The following is a 15932-nucleotide window of genomic DNA, read 5'->3' as shown; positions in this document are numbered from 1 at the left end:
GCACACCCGCTCCAATCAACTTTGTTTTAACTTTTAGTTCTTCGATCCATCATTTCCCGGCTGAAACCGTGGAAAACCAATCAGGATGGCAATGACGCCACAAAGTCCAATTAGTATTGGGTAATATGAATACTGCAAGATGCTTATTGGTGAAATCTTTGCTACCCCTGCTGCAACCAGCAGTTGTGCTCCATATGGTATCAACCCTTGGATACAACATGCAAATATGTCAAGCAAGCTCGCTGATTTACGCGGATCAATCCCATACTTTTCAGCGATATTTTTGGCAAGTGGCCCGGCAATGATAATCGAAATCGTGTTATTTGCCGTTGAAAGGTTTGTCAAACCAACAAGCCCGGCAATGCTGAATTCCGCCCCTTTTTTTGATTTGCTATTTCGGGTCACTAGGTGGAGTAGATAATCGATGCCGCCATTATGTTTGATTACAGCTACCATACCTGCAATTAAAATGGCAAGGAAGGAGATTTCATACATTCCCGCCATTCCTTCTCCAACTTTTTGAATGACACCCAACGGTTGATAACTTCCATCAGCCAAGCCGATAATTCCGGCAAATACGATTCCGATGGAAAGGACCAAGAACACATTGACTCCTGCCAATGCAGTGATCAATACGCAAAGATATGGAAGAATCTTCACCCAATCATAAGACTGTTGGGAGATGTCGGCTTGTTCGCCCATCGTTAAAATTCCTAGGATGACACATGTGATGATGGCAGCAGGTAAAACGATGAAAAAATTCACTTTAAACTTATCCTTCATTTTCGTTCCTTGAGTTCGAACTGCAGCGATTGTCGTATCTGAAATGAAGGAAAGGTTATCCCCAAACATCGCACCACCAATAACGGCCGCCATTGATAGGGCAAGCGAAATATCAGTTTGCTCACTAATCCCAACCCCGATAGGTGCCAGTGCAACAATCGTTCCCATGCTTGTCCCCATTGATAAAGAAATAAAACAAGCGATGATGAAAATCCCTACCATTAATAGATTTTGCGGAAAAACAGCTAAGGCAAGATTCACTGTTGATTCAACTGCCCCCATGCCATTGGCAACTTCGGCAAAAGCGCCAGCTAAAAGGAAAATGATAACCATTAACATAATATTGGCGTCCCCGGCACCTTTACAGAAGATATCAACCTTTTCATTGAATGTCTCTTTCCGATTCATCGCCAATGCAGCTGCCGATGCAATTGAAATCGCTACAATCACCGGAAATGAATAAAAATCTTTAGTGATGATTCCGGACCCTATAAATAAAATTAAAAATACGACAAACGGGATCAATGCCCATGGATTTCCTTTATTGTTTGCACTCATGATGTACACCTCTTTTTATTTTTCCCGCGACATTTGTCACAGCTCTTATTCTATTAACAGTTTTCGCAAATAACTCCAATTTGAACCTACCTGATTATCCAGTCATGGAGCTATAGCAAAAAAACTGGCATAAAAAAGACCCCTTCTATTTAACAACAAGAAGAGGTCTTTTAATTTATAAAAAACACCCTCCTTATCTTTCAGGCGAAAATCAGCCTGCTGGATTTGGCACAGCACTCCATTTAAGTCCGCTGCCGAGACATCTTCGGGCCAGTCCCTCCGTCTCTCTTGATAAGAAGATTACATTATATAATTTATCAAAAATTACGATGCCTGCCAGAAAAGTACCAGGCTGGAAACTTGCCTGAGTTCGTGACATCGAAAGTCGTTTTGAAAAGCAAATATAACAGTACAGCATTTTGTCTATTTTCGCAAGGTTAATTTTAAATTATTTTACATGGACTCCTTACTGATTATAAAGAGATCTTGACATTTGCAGTTAATCAGTTATTTTCATTTATCGGGACGGAATTCATATAAAAAAGAGGTCTAATGACCTCTCAGCAAATTTGTTGTATTAGGTTAGATGAATTATTTTTGGTCGAGTTCACTTCAGTCGATACCTCAAAGGCTTCCATCTGTTCCGAATCAAATGACTTTAAATACTGCTGCAGATATGCAGGATCATTATTGGTTGGATTCAACCAATCTTTTTCATCTTCCGGTTTAAGGATGACAGGCATACGATCATGAATGCTGGTCATTAGCTCATTAGGAACGGTTGTTATAACGGAGCACGAATAGATGCTGATGCCTTCAGGAGATTTCCAGGATTCCCAGATACCCGCCATTCCAAATGGAGCATGATTCTTCAGTTTTATTCGCATCGGTATTTTTCTTTCCGTTGTCTTCTTCCATTCATAAAAAGAGTCAGCGATTATCAAGCATCTCTTCTTCTTATACGCATTCCTGAAGCTTGCTTTCTCAGCAATGGTTTCCGCTCTGGCATTGATCATTTTGTAGCCCACTTTTTCGTCTTTTGCCCAGAAAGGAATGAGCCCCCACCGAAGATATCCAAGTCGATTCCTTGCCCCGTCATTAATGACGGAGAGCACGGATTGGGAGGGAGCAATATTGTAGCTGAATTGGTATTCCTCATCAAACGATCCTTGAATATCAAACCGATCTTTTATTTCTTCAATGTCAGTGAAAAGGGTAAAACGTCCACACATACTATCGCCTACCGTATTAGAATTTATTACAGTGTAACAAATCGAACGGACAGGCACAAATCAGCGTTCTAAAATTTTGATTTCGGTAAATGGTTGATTAAATAATTCGCTGGAAATCAAAAGAGTTCCAAGGACTTCTCTTTCATCTTCAGCTTTAATGATTTCCGACAAGATCAAGGTACTGCCATTCCTGACCGTCACTTTATATTCATTCATAAAAACCCCCCCCTAGATGGTTGTTATTATAAACCAAAAACCCACAAGTATCAGTAGTGAACTTTGGAAGAGTCTTTGTTAATCCTAAAACGGGGAGTCAAGCAATAGCCGGGGCAATTAACCACTAAAAAGACTGTCCATGAATGATTCACGGACAGCCTGGGTGCTGCCAAAGGACTTAGTTTCAATACTTATAATTGAGCATGGAGATAACATTGAGGAAAGCTGGAAGGACCAAATTGGAATTGCCCTCTTCCATATCCATTCATTATTTAAAATGCAGCAAAACTTCATTTATTAAATGTGCTGCCAATGTTACGGTTTTATTATTTTCGTCCAACGAAGGATTCACTTCCGAAATGTCAAAGGAGAGGATTTTTTCATTCGATACGATATGCCTAATAATCGCACGTACCAATTTCGGATTCAGTCCAAACGGCGATGGTGCACTTACCCCAGGTGCGTAGGCTGAATCAATAACGTCCGTACATAATGTAAGCATAATGTAGTCATTTTTATTAACGAATTCATTTATCCGCCGCTTTGTTTCATCCATTTCGTTCAATGACAAATCTTCTTCCAAAATGTAGTCGACATTACTTCTCTCAGCGGTTTCAAACAGTGCCTTCGTATTCCCCTGCTTCTGAATTCCGACACATAAATATCCACAACTTTGATCTTCGTCCAAAATCTGCTTAAACATCGTTCCTGATGAACTTTCTTTTTCATAAGGCCTCATATCAAAGTGCGCGTCAATATTAATGATCCCCAATCTAGCTTTTGGTCCAATGGATTTCCTAATCCCAAGATAATGGCCATACAGGGTTTCGTGCCCTCCCCCAAGTATGATAGGAATCGCTTTAGTCTCCAATATCCGGTCAACAGCCGATCCCAATTCGAACTGGGCGGCCTCCATTTCCGTACTTTCACATTTTACATCGCCAGCATCCACCAGCTCGGTTTGGGACGGTAAATGACAGGGTAATTTCGCCAAGTACTGCCTAATATGATCAGGACCCTCTGCAGCACCAATCCTGCCTTTATTCCTTTTGACGCCTTCATCACATTTGAAGCCAATCAACCCAAAGGTCTTTGATGCATTGGAAGAGATGGCTAATTCCGATATCGGAGCCAACCGTACTCTTTGGTGGTATCTGAAGCTGTCCATGTCAGATTGGGAATCAATTCTTCCATTCCAATATTTTGAAGTCGGATTAGTATACATAATTTCTCCTTTATTTAAAAAATTCCGAAATATCTTTTTTAAAAATTATAAATGAGATAATATATAATTACCAATACAAAAATTCAATATATCTATAGTTTAAAGCTATAGTAAGGAGAATAAATGGATCTTCGTCAACTTCGGTATTTCACTACCATCGTCCAGGAAAAGAATTTCTCAAAAGCGGCAAAAATGCTGCATATATCACAACCTTCCCTAAGTAATGCCATAATGAAATTAGAAAATGAAGTTAGTTTTCAGCTTTTGGAACGTAATACAAGGGGTCTTGAGCTTACGGAAGCAGGTGGGCTTTTTTATACGAGATCTGTTGATCTGTTAAGAAAATTCGATAATATGCAAGTGGAGCTTAAGGAAATGAAGGATGTTGGAAGCGGAACAGTATCTATAGGTTCCATAGAATCATTCAAATTTTGGTTCCCGAAGATAATCAGGAATTTTAAAACCAATTATCCTAATATTCATATAAAAGTAAGGGAAATATTAGGGGAAGAGAAAGTTTTCGATTCGTTAAATCGGTATAATGTTCATTTCACCATCACGAACCAGCCCATCAACAATGATGAAATTCTGTCCACTCCCCTTTATAATGAAAAATTCATGCTTTTGATTCATAAAGATGACGAGTTAAATGAAAAAGAGTCCATCACTTTCCAAGACATTGCAAAGAAAGAATTGATCATCAGTACAACTGGATTTCAAACAAGAGATGATATCTTAAGAGCATTTAAGGAAGAACATGCAATTCCAAATATCCTATACGAAATAGAAAGGCTTGAAACGGCTTGCAGTTTGGTGGAAGAAGGTCTTGGGGTTACAATTTTACCGGAAAGCTATATAAAATCCGCTGCAACACGCAATACTGCAATTCGTGCAATAGATTCGAATTCTTTGGAAAGGACTGTTTACCTGGCCTATTTGAAAGATCGATATCTGTCTCCTGCAGTATGTAAGTTAGTAGAGGAAATACATAGCTTTTTTAAGTGGGATGTTAGGAACGATGCCTAAATGCTGATTCTCTAATTTAATGGAAAAGACACCATGGCTCATTGTGATTCACTTTGTATAAAGAAAACACTTTAGACTTCCTGCCAATGAGCTAGGTTTCCCACTCATATTTGCAGGAGGTTCATGTGTTTTCACTATCCATCCATATTGTTTTTCCTCACTAATTAATAACGTCCTAACGCTCACACTTCCACGCCAAGTAAAATACTTGTTCAATAAAAATTCATTATAGCGCTTTTTAGGAAGTTCTTATTCCCTCTGCTTCACATCGCAAGTTATAAAAATACTGGATAATTTCCTTTTCATTTAGGATGGATTTTTTAAGCCCCTGTAACGTACGCATCCCAACTCTTCTATCTATCAGAGAAAGAATCTTTATAATCATATCATCTGATTTTAAGGAAATTTCTATTGGTAAATTAAAATATTCTTCAACCGCATTAAAAAAGTCATACTGTGCAAAAATCCCCTCTGCTTTAATCATTTCATGTGCTTGTATCCCTATCTCATAGTTCTGATTTCCATTATAGACATCGTATTCAATACTTTTGGCATTTCTTATTTCATTTTCTTTTCTGAACATTTCTCTATCAGACGTTATCGTACACATATTTAGGATTTCCTTTTTATCAACAGTAATAAAAGCCGTCCTAATCGGTCGTGAGCCTTTCGATAATTCGTAACAGTAAACTGAACTCTATTTTTTAGAGAGTCACAGATAAAACTCTCTAACTTTTTCTTTACTTTACTCCATTGTTGATTACGCAAGTTTTTATTCTCCTTTACAGTTTTCAATTTCCACCAAAGTATATTTCTTTCATTATTCTATTCTGCTTGTTAATGAACTGTAGAGGTATATGTTTAAAGAGTCAAAATCTACACAAGTTTAGCCATCTTTATTTTTGCGTTCGGTCACTTCTTGAAATGCTTGTTCACTTGCAGAAAATGATGTTGCAAGTAAATGGATAAAGAATTCTTTAAACCGATGTATTTTTGCTTAATTCAATTTTTGAATTTTTACTATCAATTCACTTAACGTCATTCTGAATCCCTCTAACAAACGTTATTTTTATTCGTTTGTTTTAATCACATATCAAAAGAGAAAGTGAACATAACCTAAATATAAAAAATATAATCCTCCGGCAAGACTCTTTTTAAGAACCTCTTCGTTCTTTCTTCTTTTGGATTCACAAAAATTTCTTTAGGCGATCCCTCTTCCACTATGACACCTGCATCCATAAAAATCACTCTGTTTGCAACATCCTTTGCAAAAGACATTTCATGCGTGACAACTAACATCGTAGTTCCTTCTTTGGCAATTTGCTTCATCACCGTCAGTACTTCACCGACCAATTCCGGGTCCAATGCCGAAGTTGGTTCGTCAAATAAAATAATGTCAGGGTTTAAAGCAACCGCTCTCGCAATGCCCACCCTTTGCTGCTGCCCGCCTGAGAGTTCACTAGGGTAAGCACCATATTTTTCTGACAAGCCTACTTTATCCAATGCTTTTTTACCAATTTCATATGCTTCTGCTTTCGCAATCTTCCTTCCAATAACCAGTCCTTCCGTCACATTTTCCAATGCCGTTTTATTAGCGAAAAGATTATAATTTTGAAAAACAAAGGCTATCTTCTGCCTTATTCCATGAATCACTTTTTTCGATGCCGTTTTAAGACTTACATCAATATCACCAAAAACGGCATGTCCTTGATCTGCTTTTTCAAGAAAGTTAATGCATCGGAGTAAAGTTGTCTTACCTGAACCACTTGGACCCAGAATTACCACCACATCCCCCTTGTCTATATTTAAATCCACACCTTTTAAAATCTCATTCTCACCGAATGATTTATGAATATTTTTAATCTCTAGCATTTCGGCCACACCTCCTCATTTCAGATACTCACGGCTTTAAACCTGCTTACTCGTTTTTCATACCTTTTAAACAAGTATTCCACCAAACTACATAAAATTAGGTAAACAAGAAAGATATCAATATATGCTTCAACATAATTGTAGCCAACATTGGCAGCTACCTTTGCTTTTAAAGTGATTTCCTGCAATGACAAAGCATAACCTAATGATGTCGCTTTAATCAGATTGACTGTTGCTGTACATATATTCGGTAATGCCACTACCAATGTCTGTGGAATGATAATTCTTCTAAATGCTTGCACAGTTGTTAATCCGACAGCATAAGAAGCTTCAAGTTGCCCCTTGCTCACTGTGCTAATTGCCGAACGAAACACCTCTGTGAGAATAGCTGTCGTATTCAACGAGAAAACAATGAATGCGTACCATATCGGATTTACATCGTATACATTCATTTCGACAGCATACTTTTCAAATATAGAAGTCAGCATTAATGGCACACTGCTATATATAATGAAAATTTGGATAATGACGGGCGTTCCTCTGACAAATGAAACGTATATCTGTGCTAAGCGATTCAATACCGGGATTTGATTTATTCTTGATAAAGCAAGTAAAAACCCTAATGGCAAGGCAATAATCAAAGCAACAATTGTAATGAATAATGCGGTCGGCACCCCCGATAACGCTACAAAAAAGGTTTCCACTAAAAACCTATAATCCAGACCTTCTGACATTCTGTCACCCCTCTATGCAGTTGTTATCACTTGTTTTCCTTTACTGAATGCCTTTTCCAATTTTAAGAACAGTTGTTCAATGGCAATCGACAATGTCCAGTAAATAACCGCCAATGCAAGATAAATTTCTAATGCATGTGTGTTATAGTTCCCGGCGATTATAAGCTCTGCCTTCCCCATGATATCTATCAAGCCGATTGTATATGCTAAAGACCCTTCTTTCATTAATTCAAGTAAGCTGTTACCGAAGTTTGGTAATGCGACTACGAAAGCCTGGGGTAAAATAATTCTCCGGTAAGCTTGCGTATTGCTTAATCCAACGCTTACTGCCGCTTCAAATTGCCCTCTATCAATAGATTCAAGCGATGTTCTAATCACTTCTGACATTGCAGCCGCAAATTGAAGCGAAAAGGTTATGACTACAAATACTGCTTTATCAATATCATTAAGATTTATGCCAAATTTCCCTGCAATTGCAGGTATACCATAGTAAGTCAAAAAAAGCAGAACTATAGAGGGCGTACATCTCAATACCGTTGTATATCCATAGGCAATTTTCCTGGCGATTTTACTATTTCCAAGTTTCATGACCGCTAAGATGAAACCTATGATTGTCCCGAACAAGACCGATAGACCCGTAACGATTAATGTTACTTTTAGAAAGGGAACTAACATTGGTACCGACTCTACTATGTAAGCTAAATCAAAGTATTTTTCCATGTTTCACCTCCATCTGCTTTCATTGAAGATTCGAATTTTCAAATCCAATCATTCTATTGAAGGCCAGTACCTAGAAACTTGCCATCTCTTAAAATACCAGAGTTATCCAAGAAAACCCATATTAAGAAAATGACAAGTCATAACCTATTGATTGACATTTTAATGCTTGTTTTGCTAAGGGCTTCGTTATCTCTCTACAGTTCCCAAAACTTCGAATAAATCCCGGCCATAAAACTTTTTGCTTAACTCATTCGTCTTCTTTTCGTCTTTAATTTTTTTAATCGCTTCATCATAAGCATCTGCGAATTTTTGTTCTTTTTTGTTGAATAATGGCCAGGTTTTAATGACTGCAAATTCATTGTAAACTAGATCATCCACTAAATTATGATAGGGGCCATCGTCGGCCACTTGCTTCTTAAAAGCTCCCTCGATCGCTATTCCACCGTCGACACGGCCTTCATTTACCCATTGAATTACATCTACAGTGAATGCATCTCCGGCTTTCAATTTCACCTTATTGTCCGGATTGGCCTGATTATACTCATCAACGATCGTGTATTGAGCGTTATTTGCTGCGATTGGTGCTAAGGAGAAGCCCTCTGAAGCAAAGTCCTTGAGATTTTTGATCTTTGAATTTTCTTTCTTTAAAACAAGGCCCGCACTGCTTAATCCAAGGAATTCTTTAGGAAAGATGAACTTCTCAGTCCTTTCCTCTGTCCAGAAAGCATTTTTAACCCCCACTTGATATTTACCTTGTTCAATGCCTACTAACAGGTCATCGCTTGATGTGCCAATATATTCGAATTCGTATGCCGGTAGTAATTCATCAACCAATTTCATAACTTCCACATCATATCCAGTTGGATTTCCCTTCTCATCCAGCCAAGACATAGGTTTTGACGCTTGGTCATATGCTACTTTTACCTTTCGGACACCTGAAGTGCTACCTGAATTTGCATCGGCTTCATTACTCGTTGATGTACCTGATCCGCACCCCGCTAATATGGTTACAAACGCTAAACCGATAGTTAAAACATGGCGAAATTTTTTATTTTTCATAGTGAATCCCCTTTCGTTTTACGATGTTTTTTTACTTGCATTTGTACTTCCTGAAATTCAAAGGAAATACATACATCACCTTCACCACTCATTACCAACTATTTAGGTAGGTTAAGTAAGTTATTTGGTTATAAACATAATAAATGGATACTTTTGTAAAGTCAATGTGTATATTTAAAATTTTCAAGCAACTGCACACACCTGTTTTATTAAAAGAATTGTAGTTATATGAAAATACAAGAGTCTTTCCAGAGGCATCGTTTATCTGCAAACCCTTAATTTCCTTGACAACTAAACACACCTTAATTATCATTTAAACCAATAAGATTAATAGGAATTGAAACAAAAACAGAAGGTAATAGAAGGAGGGAACCGTGTGATTAACCTATTCATTAAGACGGAGAGTCAAAAAGCGTGGCTGAAAAAATTATATGAAGTAGAATCAAAATTCAAAAATAATTCTGCTCAAATTGATGAATTGGCCTTTTTTCCGAAAGAACATATTCAAGATTTAATTCGTATGGGATATACAAGCTCAACTCTTCCCAAATCCTATGGTGGCGAAGGGTTAAAAGTTTATGATATGATTCTCCTTCAAGAAACATTGGCTAGTTTTGATTCAGCGACTGCGCTATCCATTGGTTGGAACCTTGGAGTGATAGGAGACCTTTTTGAACAGGAAAGTTGGACAAAAACGAACTTAGATTTTATTGCTGGGGAAGTTCTAAATGGCGCTTTAGTGAACCGTTCCGTTAGTGAAGCGCAAACTGGCAGTCCGACTCGCGGGGGACGCCCCGGAACGAAGGCAGTCAAAAAGGGAGATTATTGGGTTATTTCCGGACGTAAAACCTATACAACCATGTCCCCTGTTTTAACTTATTTCCTAGTTTCAGCATGGATCGAGGAAAGGCAAAAGGTTGGATTTTTTCTCCTGCATAAAGATTTGGATGGGCTCTACATAGATGAAACATGGGACGTAATTTCAATGAGGGGGACAGGAAGTCATGATTTAGTCCTTAAAGATGTTGAAGTGGATGATTCAAAACTTGTTGAGTTACCTGAAATGCCAAGTGGAAACAGATTCAATGCATGGATCCTTCATATTCCAGCCTGTTACCTTGGCATTGCGCAAGCTGCAAGGGATTACGCCATACACTTTGCCAATAACTATACTCCAAACAGTATAAATGCACCTATCAGCCAGCTGGCTAATGTCCAACAACTGTTAGGAGAAATTGATTTGGAATTAATGAAAGCCCGGCATTTCTTATATAGCGTTGCCGAGGCTTATGATGATGAATCACGAAGAATTCATTTCACAAATGAGCTGGGGGCTGCAAAACATATTGTTACAAACGCAGCCATTACAATTGTCGATAAAGCCATGCGAATAGTCGGTGCAAAAAGTCTTCAACGCAATAATCCACTACAAAGGCACTATAGGGATGTAAGAGCTGGTTTACACAATCCTCCGATGGACGATGTAACGATAAAGAATTTAGCAAAATTGGCAATTGAACAGACAAAATCCAATTTAAGCGGCCATCCACATTTGAAATGATCAGATTTGATAAAAGAAACGCTATGAACTATAAATAACCCCTGAATTCTCTTTTCATAGAGAATCCAGGGGTTTTCCATTTTTTGAGTCATACAGAATTCGATTTTATTCTTGGAGCAGGCTTGGCTCCCTCAAGAAAAGAAATTAATTCGTGACACTGCCATCATCGTCTGGGTCTTCAATATCAGCCGGATCTTTTTCCAAAAGTGCAACTTTGTCTTTTTCGTTCCATTTTGCTTTATATCCTAATGATTTTGCGACTTTTAGCACCGGTAAGTAGGATTTTTTATCTGGTTTAAATATTTCTAAATCCACCGATTCAATTGCACCCAAACCTAGAAGCAATTTGTCTGATTGGATATATGGTTTTCCATCAATCAGTTTCATTTGTTTTGCAGTGTAAGGATAAACGGCTCCATTCACTTTTAAGGTAAACGGCCCCTTTTTTTCTTCTTTCATTTCTCTTGGCTGTTTCGATTTATAGGAAACCCCATCCACCCCGAGAACTGTTCCTTCTCTTGTATTGTCGGCACCCCCATACATTCTTCCCCTTTCATAATCATAAATAACAGCTTGCACATTCCCGATATGCTGCGGTTTTTCTTCATAAACATGCCCTTTTGCCATTAACTCCAACCTTGTATTTTGATCGATTCCCGGTTCCCATCTGACTGTCGGATAGCCAGCAGAGTATACACGCGGCGCAAGTATCGCATCTTGAATTGTCATTTGATGATCGATCACATTCATTATCGTTTCAGATACCGATGCTATAATCGTGGCTCCACCTGGTGACCCAATCGCCATGAAAGGGTTGCCATCTTTTAATATGAAGGTCGGTGACATACTGCTTCTTGGTCTTTTTCCTGGTTCCACCTGGTTAACGCCACCCGGTGTGGCATCAAAATCCGTCATTTCATTATTAAGCATGAATCCATAATCAGGTACCATGATACCTGAACCGAATACTTGCTCGATCGTAGTCGTATAAGAAACCATATTTCCCCACTTATCCATTACAGAAAAGTGAGTCGTTTGTCCGATCGGTGTTTTCTCTTCTTTTACCTTCTCCATTGAAACCGGTTCTTGGCCTTCGTACTTCCATGGATCGCCTTCTTTGACATCGGCTGTTGATATATTTGGATTGATGAGTTTTCTTCTTTCTTTTATATATTCTTCATCTAATAGTCCTTTAGTGGGTACATCATAAAAATCTTCATCTGCCATATAGGCAGCTCGATCGGCAAAAGCCAGATGCATGGCTTCGGTTAGATGATGAAGATACTCAGGAGAGTTCGCCCCCATCTTTTGCACATCGTATCCTTCCAAAAGCTCAAGAATCTGTTGGACAGTCAAGCTGCCTGAACTTGGTGAAGCCGCCCCGACCACTTCAAATCCCCTATATTCCGATTTAATTGGTTCCCTCTCTTTCACCACATAGTTTTCCAAATCTTCAGTTGTCATCGTCCCATCACGTTTTTGAACTTCTTTGGTGAGGGCTTCCCCGATTTCACCTTTATAAAAAACATTTGAACCTTGTTTTTTTATTAACTTAAGAGTCTTTGCCAGATTAGGCTGAATGAGGGTGTCTCCCTCTTCCAATGGTTTTCCGTTAGGCATAAATACTCTTGCAGCTTCTTCGTTATTTTCTAATTTTTTTACATTTTCATCGATATATTGCGCTGTTATCCAATTGACCTTAACTCCTTTTTCAGCTTGTTTAATTGCCGGGTCCATAACTTGTGATAATTTCAATGTTCCATATTTATCTAGGGCAGCTTCCATCCCCTTAAGGGTTCCAGGAACACCAACGGCTTTTCCGGTTGTGTGCCGTTTACTAAAAGGTACGGGTTTTCCCTTTTCATCTAAAAATAGTTCAGGCGTAACATTTTGCGGTGCCATTTCGCGGCTATCGATCATCGTTATTTTATTTTCTTTCTTATTATAAATCATGATAAAACCACCGCCGCCGATTCCAGACATCATCGGTTCAACTACATTTAACGATAATTGAATGGCTGCTGCTGCATCGACTGCGTTTCCACCTTGTTTTAATATCTTTATGCCCGCTTCCGCCGCTAAAGGGTGGGAAACTGATACGATTCCTTTTGTTGCTCCTTTTTTCATTGAAGTATCCACTCCAGGGACACTTGCAAAAGCTGGTGTGATGATGCAAAAGAAACTGAAAGTAACTAAAATAAAACTTTTTAAAAATTTCATGAATTAGTCTCCTTTCAAATTAAAACCAATTAGGGTTTTACCATAATGCAACTGAAAATACGAGCTGATGGCCCTAGTAGGAGTATTCTAGATGTTCTCGATAGAAAAGCAGTCTGCACATTCCGATTGGGCGTTGTGTTCTCAATGATGTTTCACTACAAAAAATCACCCCCCTGAATGGTTCAGCTCTATCAATTACTTTTAGGATCGATATTCTTAGACTCAATTTTTCTCTATGCTTTGGTTATTTTCCAAGATTTTGGAGCTGTCGTGATTGTCACTCTTCCAAAGGTATTGTAAAGCCAGTAATACGATAAAAGCGGATACCCCAATGATGTCCGATATCGTTTCAGGATAGATTAATAGTAAACCAACGATTATCGCGAGGACTCTTTCTAACCAGTGCATCCCCCTCATCCAGTAACCTATAACACCCGCACCAATTGCAATCATGCCTGACATTGCTGTAAGTACGACCCAGGTAACCTCCATCCAAGTTGTATCGATCATCAGCATTTGTGGGGAAAGAACAAAAATATATGGAATGATAAATGCAGCGATAGCAAGTTTTGATGACTCAATTCCCGTTTTTATCGGTTCACCGCCTGCCACCCCTGCCGCTGCAAATGCCGCTAAAGCAACTGGAGGAGTAATATCTGCTATAATGCCAAAATAGAAAACGAATAAATGTGCAGATAAATCAGGAACACCAAGCAAAATGATCGCAGGTGCTGCAATCGTCGATGTGATGACATAATTGGCGGTCGTAGGTGAACCCATTCCTAATATAAGGGCCGCTACCATAGTTAGCATCAGTGTTGGAATCAAATATCCACCAGACAAATCGATCAAACCATTAGCCAGCTTCAGCCCTAATCCGGTTTTCGTAACGATTCCTACAATAATGCCTGCTGCTGCGGTTGCAGCTGCAACCGCAAGTGCCGTTCGGGCTCCATCGACCAATGCATAAATGATATCGATGAATTTCATGCGGACATCCTTGTTTATGAAACCTACAAGAACCGAGATAGCAATGGAATACAGTGCTGCATGTGTAACCGTGATATTCAGCATGAGCAATAAAATAATGGCAAGGATCGGTATTAGTAAATAAAATTTGCCGAACACTTCCTTTTTACTTGGCATCTCTTCTTTCGTTAACCCACGCAGCCCAAGTCGTTTCGCTTCAAAATGGGTCATGATCCAAATTCCTGAAAAGTAAAGGATAGCTGGAATCGCAGCCGCCTTTGCTATATCCCAATACGTTATCCCATTCCCAATGAACTCAACCATTAAGAATGCCGCTGCCCCCATTACCGGAGGCATCAATTGACCGCCTGTCGAAGCGGCTGCCTCCACTGCCCCAGCGAATTCCTTCTTATAACCCAGATTTTTCATCATCGGTATCGTGAATGCTCCCGAAGTGACAACATTAGCTACAGAACTTCCGCTAATCGTTCCTTGAAGAGCACTGGAAAAAATCGCAACCTTTGCAGGTCCCCCTATCCTTCTGCCGGCAATGGCTGTTGAAAGATCATTGAAGTATTGACCGACACCTGTTCGGACTAGAAAGGATCCAAACAGTAAAAATAGGAAGATGAATGTCGACGACACCGCTAACGGAGTGCCTAAAATGCCCTCTGTCGAGAAGAACATCGTTTGTACCATCCGTTCTAGAGTCAAACCCCGATGAGCGAGGAATCCTGGCATATACTGTCCAAAAATTCCATAGAAAATGAATATCAAAGCAATGACCATAATGGGAAGTCCCACTGCACGCCTGGTTGCCTCCAAAACCAGGAGAATGGCCAATAAACCAACGGCAAAATCCAATGCGCCCAAACGTCCTACATTCATGACGATATCTTCGAAAAATAAGGGCCAATATGCACCTACCCCGATACTAAGGATCGCTAATATGATATCGTACCAGGCAATTTGAAACTTTCCTTTTTCACGCTTCTTCCGGTTTGCGGGAAATAGTAAAAATACTAAGGAGAGTGCAAACCCTAAATGTATCGTCCTTTGGATTTGTGCTGTAAAAACACCAAAAATGGCAGTATATAATTGGAATAGCGAAAAAGCCAGGAGTCCAAAAAACGCAATGTGGCCCAAGACACCAGTTAATTTCCTAGTCCCGGCTTCTGGATCATATTTTTCCAATAACTCCTGCTGTTCCGCTTCGGTTAAATATTTGATTTTTTCATTATCAGACACTAATCTTCACTCCCTTCAACTGTTCCCACAATGAAATTCTTTCCGATGAAATCCTGACCCATGTCCCTGGTTTAATGAAGTCTGCCAATGTGTATGTTTTTTCATCATATATTAAACGATGGTTAGCTTTAACTTGTCCTACCCGTAAATCGATATGGGTGAAATTGCGTTTCATACTTTTTATGAAATAGGTACCGTCTTTTTCTTCAAATACTTCCTCCCCCTCCGCATTAGAAGGCATACCGACTGCAAAATCATGATAAGAAAGTTCAGTTTGTTCGATTTGCTTATCCGATAAACGATATGATTCCAAAACATCCGTGAGGTGGATGGAGTGTGTATACTCAATCTTGAATTCTTTTTCTTTTTTCAAAGGAAAGTATGCGATTAATTCCCCTTGATCCTCAAAGGAAAAGGCAATTACATGCTTATAAGGAAAAAAGAATAAAAAAGCGATGAGCAGAGGTATACCAAATGCCATGAATCTCTTGAATTTCATAGGTACCCCT

General features: G+C 39.0%; 13 protein-coding genes, 1 pseudogene and 1 riboswitch. Of the genes and pseudogenes, 2 read left to right on the top strand and 12 right to left on the bottom strand.

Annotated elements, in window-relative coordinates; all coding sequences use genetic code 11:
- Nucleotides 1-33: 33 nt before the first annotated feature.
- From OSJ91_RS12165 to hutG, 4 genes are all read right to left on the bottom strand, one after another.
- The gene (locus OSJ91_RS12165; RefSeq protein ID WP_485891692.1) at nucleotides 34-1341 is read right to left on the bottom strand and encodes a Na+/H+ antiporter NhaC family protein; all 1308 of its coding nucleotides are present in this window, start codon (nucleotides 1339-1341) and stop codon (nucleotides 34-36) included.
- A 190-nt stretch (nucleotides 1342-1531) separates the two neighbouring features.
- Nucleotides 1532-1639: riboswitch (SAM riboswitch) on the bottom strand.
- A gap of 262 nt (nucleotides 1640-1901) precedes the next feature.
- Nucleotides 1902-2573 (bottom strand): SOS response-associated peptidase, encoded by a 672-nt coding sequence (locus tag OSJ91_RS12160; protein ID WP_350302398.1) that lies wholly within the window; start codon nucleotides 2571-2573, stop codon nucleotides 1902-1904.
- 60 nt (nucleotides 2574-2633) lie between these two features.
- Nucleotides 2634-2789, bottom strand: a complete 156-nt coding sequence (locus OSJ91_RS12155) for a hypothetical protein (protein WP_485891691.1) — start codon at nucleotides 2787-2789, stop codon at nucleotides 2634-2636.
- 268 nt (nucleotides 2790-3057) lie between these two features.
- Nucleotides 3058-4014, bottom strand: a complete 957-nt coding sequence (gene hutG, locus OSJ91_RS12150; protein WP_350302396.1) for a formimidoylglutamase — start codon at nucleotides 4012-4014, stop codon at nucleotides 3058-3060.
- A 123-nt stretch (nucleotides 4015-4137) separates the two neighbouring features.
- Here hutG and OSJ91_RS12145 point away from each other — a divergent pair, with 123 nt between their 5' ends.
- Nucleotides 4138-5040 (top strand): LysR family transcriptional regulator, encoded by a 903-nt coding sequence (locus tag OSJ91_RS12145; RefSeq protein ID WP_350302395.1) that lies wholly within the window; start codon nucleotides 4138-4140, stop codon nucleotides 5038-5040.
- Nucleotides 5041-5278: 238 nt separating this feature from the next.
- Here OSJ91_RS12145 and OSJ91_RS12140 read toward each other — a convergent pair.
- From OSJ91_RS12140 to OSJ91_RS12120, 5 genes and pseudogenes are all read right to left on the bottom strand, one after another.
- A pseudogene (locus OSJ91_RS12140) lies at nucleotides 5279-5808 on the bottom strand (SF0329 family protein).
- Nucleotides 5809-6156: 348 nt separating this feature from the next.
- Nucleotides 6157-6912 (bottom strand): amino acid ABC transporter ATP-binding protein, encoded by a 756-nt coding sequence (locus OSJ91_RS12135; RefSeq protein WP_350302393.1) that lies wholly within the window; start codon nucleotides 6910-6912, stop codon nucleotides 6157-6159.
- A 20-nt stretch (nucleotides 6913-6932) separates the two neighbouring features.
- On the bottom strand, nucleotides 6933-7646 hold the full coding sequence (locus tag OSJ91_RS12130) for an amino acid ABC transporter permease (RefSeq protein WP_241588817.1): 714 nt from the start codon (nucleotides 7644-7646) through the stop codon (nucleotides 6933-6935).
- A 12-nt stretch (nucleotides 7647-7658) separates the two neighbouring features.
- Nucleotides 7659-8366: an amino acid ABC transporter permease gene (locus OSJ91_RS12125; RefSeq protein WP_137018429.1), complete on the bottom strand. Its 708-nt coding sequence runs from the start codon at nucleotides 8364-8366 to the stop codon at nucleotides 7659-7661.
- A gap of 186 nt (nucleotides 8367-8552) precedes the next feature.
- Nucleotides 8553-9425 carry a transporter substrate-binding domain-containing protein gene (locus tag OSJ91_RS12120; protein ID WP_230176422.1) on the bottom strand — a complete coding sequence of 291 codons (873 nt, stop codon included), beginning with the start codon at nucleotides 9423-9425 and terminating at the stop codon, nucleotides 8553-8555.
- Between the two features lie 376 nt (nucleotides 9426-9801).
- Between OSJ91_RS12120 and OSJ91_RS12115 the strand changes: the two genes are divergently transcribed.
- The gene (locus OSJ91_RS12115; RefSeq protein ID WP_485891690.1) at nucleotides 9802-10986 is read left to right on the top strand and encodes an acyl-CoA dehydrogenase family protein; all 1185 of its coding nucleotides are present in this window, start codon (nucleotides 9802-9804) and stop codon (nucleotides 10984-10986) included.
- Between the two features lie 144 nt (nucleotides 10987-11130).
- Here the strand turns inward: OSJ91_RS12115 and ggt are convergent, their stop codons facing one another.
- From ggt to OSJ91_RS12100, 3 genes are all read right to left on the bottom strand, one after another.
- On the bottom strand, nucleotides 11131-13206 hold the full coding sequence (ggt, locus tag OSJ91_RS12110; RefSeq protein WP_350302391.1) for a gamma-glutamyltransferase: 2076 nt from the start codon (nucleotides 13204-13206) through the stop codon (nucleotides 11131-11133).
- 222 nt (nucleotides 13207-13428) lie between these two features.
- Nucleotides 13429-15423, bottom strand: coding sequence for a TRAP transporter permease (locus OSJ91_RS12105; protein ID WP_485891689.1), 1995 nt, complete (start codon nucleotides 15421-15423; stop codon nucleotides 13429-13431).
- Nucleotides 15416-15922, bottom strand: coding sequence for a DUF1850 domain-containing protein (locus OSJ91_RS12100; RefSeq protein ID WP_485891688.1), 507 nt, complete (start codon nucleotides 15920-15922; stop codon nucleotides 15416-15418). The genes OSJ91_RS12105 and OSJ91_RS12100 overlap by 8 nt, the downstream gene beginning before the upstream one ends.
- Between the last annotated feature and the right edge of the window lie 10 nt (nucleotides 15923-15932).

This window comes from Bacillus sp. T-10(2022), from assembly GCF_056502895.1.
The sequence above is the reverse complement of the archived record's forward strand: the minus strand, read 5'-3'. Positions and strand labels throughout refer to the sequence as shown.

What these genes read in the sequence shown, in the direction of transcription:
- OSJ91_RS12120 (WP_230176422.1), bottom strand. Translation starts at nt 9,425, where the DNA reads ATGAAAAATAAAAAATTTCGCCATGTTTTAACTATCGGTTTAGCGTTT.
- OSJ91_RS12130 (WP_241588817.1), bottom strand. Translation starts at nt 7,646, where the DNA reads ATGTCAGAAGGTCTGGATTATAGGTTTTTAGTGGAAACCTTTTTTGTA.
- hutG (WP_350302396.1), bottom strand. Translation starts at nt 4,014, where the DNA reads ATGTATACTAATCCGACTTCAAAATATTGGAATGGAAGAATTGATTCC.
- ggt (WP_350302391.1), bottom strand. Translation starts at nt 13,206, where the DNA reads ATGAAATTTTTAAAAAGTTTTATTTTAGTTACTTTCAGTTTCTTTTGC.
- OSJ91_RS12165 (WP_485891692.1), bottom strand. Translation starts at nt 1,341, where the DNA reads ATGAGTGCAAACAATAAAGGAAATCCATGGGCATTGATCCCGTTTGTC.
- OSJ91_RS12160 (WP_350302398.1), bottom strand. Translation starts at nt 2,573, where the DNA reads ATGTGTGGACGTTTTACCCTTTTCACTGACATTGAAGAAATAAAAGAT.
- OSJ91_RS12145 (WP_350302395.1), top strand. Translation starts at nt 4,138, where the DNA reads ATGGATCTTCGTCAACTTCGGTATTTCACTACCATCGTCCAGGAAAAG.
- OSJ91_RS12135 (WP_350302393.1), bottom strand. Translation starts at nt 6,912, where the DNA reads ATGCTAGAGATTAAAAATATTCATAAATCATTCGGTGAGAATGAGATT.
- OSJ91_RS12125 (WP_137018429.1), bottom strand. Translation starts at nt 8,366, where the DNA reads ATGGAAAAATACTTTGATTTAGCTTACATAGTAGAGTCGGTACCAATG.
- OSJ91_RS12155 (WP_485891691.1), bottom strand. Translation starts at nt 2,789, where the DNA reads ATGAATGAATATAAAGTGACGGTCAGGAATGGCAGTACCTTGATCTTG.
- OSJ91_RS12100 (WP_485891688.1), bottom strand. Translation starts at nt 15,922, where the DNA reads ATGAAATTCAAGAGATTCATGGCATTTGGTATACCTCTGCTCATCGCT.